General features: G+C 55.2%; 2 protein-coding genes. Both read left to right on the top strand.

The window, feature by feature from the left end; all coding sequences use genetic code 11:
• Positions 1-240 precede the first annotated feature (240 nt).
• On the top strand, positions 241-1,659 hold the full coding sequence (locus tag BDE01S_RS09200) for an alanine/glycine:cation symporter family protein (RefSeq protein ID WP_066080586.1): 1,419 nt from the start codon (positions 241-243) through the stop codon (positions 1,657-1,659).
• A 266-nt stretch (positions 1,660-1,925) separates the two neighbouring features.
• Entirely contained in the window at positions 1,926-3,449 is a 1,524-nt protein-coding gene (scpC, locus tag BDE01S_RS09195) for a succinyl-CoA:acetate CoA-transferase ScpC (RefSeq protein ID WP_066080582.1), read from the top strand.
• Positions 3,450-3,539 lie beyond the last annotated feature (90 nt).

Genomic DNA, 3,539 nt, shown 5'->3' with positions numbered 1-3,539 from the left:
GATAAGAATGAGACAAGGCGCAGCCAATGCCGTAGATTTTTTTATTTGAATTCACGATATTTCATGCGGCGGGGTTTTGCAGTATGATAGGTGAAACCGTTTCATCATTAATGATTGGCGGTTTGGTGTGAACCCGGTTGTGTATGCACGGTCTGCTTACTGCGTATGGCTTTGTCGGAACTGCTCTTTCGGCGGGGCTGGGGGGTTCTTTATGTTTTTAATGAGTTTTTAGAGGTTGTTATGGAAGCGACATTGTCTGCGCTGGTGGGCGCGGTCAATTCTATTTTATGGGATTATCTGTTGGTTTATGCGCTGATCGGTATCGGCGTGTTTTTTACGTTTTATTTGGGTGCGCCGCAGATTGTGCGTTTCGGGGCGGGCTTTAAGTCGGTGTTCGGCGGCTTGTTTGCGAAAAAGAAAAACGGCGACGATAAGTCGCTGTCGCAGTTTCAGGCGCTGGCGGTGGCAATTTCCGCGCAAATCGGTACGGGTAATGTGGCGGGGGTGGCAACGGCGATTACGGCGGGCGGCCCGGGGGCGATTTTTTGGATGTGGCTTTCTGCGGTGCTGGGGATGTCCACGATTTTTGCGGAAGCGGTGCTGGCGCAGAAATACCGCGTGGTAAGCAATGGCAAGTATATCGGTGGCCCGGCGTTTTATATCACCCACGGCCTGACGCCGAAAATCGGGCGGGGCGCGGCGCGTTTTTTGTCGGGCTTTTTTTCGGTGGCCATCATTATGGCTTTGGGCTTTATCGGTAATGCGACGCAGGCCAATTCGATTGCTTCTACGGTAACGGTAGCGTTTGACGTGCCGGCGCTGGCGGTGGGTATTGTGCTGGCGCTGCTGGCGGGGCTGACGATTGTGGGCGGTGTGAACCGTATTGCCAATGTGGCGCAGTTTGTCGTGCCGTTTATGGCGGTGCTGTATATTTTGTGCGCCGTGGTGATTTTGTTTGAATATTCGGCCAATATTGTGCCGATGATTCAGCATATTTTTGTGGCGGCTTTCGACCCTGAGGCGGTATTGGGCGGCGCGGCCGGTATCGGTATGCGGGAGGCGGTGCGCTACGGCGTGGCACGCGGCCTGTTTTCCAACGAAGCGGGCATGGGTTCGACGCCGCACGCGCACGCCACGGCGAATGTGAAGCATCCGGTATTACAGGGCATGGCGGCATTTGTGGGTGTATTTATCGATACGATTTTGGTGTGTACGGCCACGGCGCTGATTATCCTGCTGACGGGCGCGGACGGCCTGGGTCTGAAAGGTGCGGCGGTTACGCAGCAGGCTTTTATGATGGCGTTTCCCGGCTTCGGCTCGCAGCTTTTGGCTTTGTGTCTGACGTTTTTCGCATTTACCACCATCATCGGCTGGTATTATTTCGGCGAGTCGAACATCCGCTTTTTGTTTCACGGCAAATATATGGCGGTGTACCGCGCTTTGGTGCTGGCTGCGATTGTGGCGGGCACGCTGGGCAAGGTAGATTTGGTGTGGAGCCTGTCGGATATGTTCAACGGCTTTATGGTCATTCCCAACTTGATTGCGCTGTTTCTGCTGCGACGGGAAATCCGCGCCGTGTATGACGATTACCTGATGCGCCGTAAAGCGGGCGGAGAAATGTCGTATCCGTATGAGGTGCACGAATACCACGAGAAATAGCGGCGTGCGCCGTTTGCTAATACAAGGCCGTCTGAAAACAGCGTTTTTCAGACGGCCTTATCTGACGGCAGCGGGTAGGGCAGCCGCAGCGGGCGCGGGAAAATCCGGCCTGCCCGTTATCCCTTCTTTACACCCGAAAACCTTTATTATATATTCCGTATATTCCGCTTACCTGCTACTACATTTTGAAGGAAGGGGCGGTTTGTCCAACCATACGCAAACATCCTGATATGTCCGGGATTTTGTCCGACTGAGGAGAATACGATATGACAGCCACTGCAGCAGAACGCGTACAACACCAAGGTTTGCGCGCCAAAATCATGTCGGCAGAGCAAGCCGCAGAATTTGTCCAACACGGCATGACGCTGGGTATTGCCGGCTTTACCGGCGCAGGCTATCCGAAAGCCCTGCCGACCGCCATTGCCGAGCGCGCCAAAGCCGCCCACGCACGCGGCGAAGAATTTAAAATCAACATGATTACCGGCGCATCGACCGCGCCCGAGTGCGACGGCGTATTGGCCGCAGCCAACGCGGTCAACTTCCGCAACCCCTTCCAATCCGACCCCGGCATCCGCAACAGCATCAACGCGGGCAACATCCACTATCAGGATATGCACCTTTCCCACGTTGAGCAGCAAATCCGCAACGGCTTCTACGGCGACATCCATGTCACCATCATCGAAGCCACCGGCATTACCGCCGACGGCAAAATCATCCCGTCTATGGGCATCGGCCACAATAACGAAGCCCTGAAAGCCGCCCAAAAAATCATCATCGAAGTCAACGCCAAGCAAAATCCGCTCTTAGAAACCATGCACGACGTTTACTTCGACATCGGCACCCCGCCGAACCGCCAGCCTATTCCCCTGGTGAAACCCGACGACCGCATCGGCTCGCCTTATCTGGAATGCGATTTGGACAAAGTGGTTGCCGTGGTATTGACCGATGGCTTTGACCGCAACAGCAAATTTGCCGACCCGGATGAAAACTCCAAGCGCATCGCCGCCCAAATCATCGACTTCTTCAACCACGAAGTCAAAGCCGGCCGCCTGCCGAAAAACCTGCTGCCGCTGCAATCCGGCGTGGGCAACGTGGCCAACGCCGTATTGGCCGGCCTGCTGGACGCACCGTTTGACGATTTGACCGGCTATACCGAAGTATTGCAAGACGGTATGCTCGACTTGATTATCGCCGGCAAAATGAAGTCCGCATCTGCCACCGCACTGTCGTTCAGCCCGGACGCGCTGCAACGCTTCAACGACAACATCGAATTCTTGCGCGATAAAATCGTATTGCGCCCGATGGAAATCACCAACAACCCCGAATTAATCCGCCGCTTGGGCGTTATCGGTATGAACGCCATGATTGAAGCCGACATCTACGGCAACGTGAACTCCACGCACGTCATGGGCACCAAAATGATGAACGGTATCGGCGGCTCCGGCGACTTTACCCGCAACGCCTTCTTCTCGTTCTTCGTCAGCCCGTCGGTTGCCAAGGACGGCGCGATTTCCTGCATCGTACCGATGGTGTCGCACCACGACCACACCGAGCACGACGTAATGTTTATCGTGACCGAACAAGGTATGGCCGACTTGCGCGGCAAATCACCGCGCCAACGAGCCCAGCTGGTGATTAACAACTGTGCCCACCCGGATTACCGCGATATGCTGAACGACTACTATGCCCGCGCCGAAAAAGCCGGCGGCCTGCATACCCCGCACATCCTGGCCGAAGCCCTGTCTTGGCATCAGCGTTTTGTCGAAACCGGCGATATGCGTATCAAATAATCCGCATCCGCGAATGTATCACGCCGAACCTCCGCATTTGCGGAGGTTTTTGCATTTCGGGGGCATTGTTGACCGGCTTGGGAGAGATAT

This window comes from Bergeriella denitrificans NBRC 102155, assembly GCF_001592185.1.
GTDB classification, from domain to species: domain Bacteria; phylum Pseudomonadota; class Gammaproteobacteria; order Burkholderiales; family Neisseriaceae; genus Neisseria; species Neisseria denitrificans.
The sequence above is the reverse complement of the archived record's forward strand: the minus strand, read 5'-3'. Positions and strand labels throughout refer to the sequence as shown.

Bases quoted from the DNA above. Each gene is read 5' to 3' on its own strand.
- BDE01S_RS09200 (WP_066080586.1), top strand. From the start codon at position 241: ATGGAAGCGACATTGTCTGCGCTGGTGGGCGCGGTCAATTCTATTTTA.
- scpC (WP_066080582.1), top strand. From the start codon at position 1,926: ATGACAGCCACTGCAGCAGAACGCGTACAACACCAAGGTTTGCGCGCC.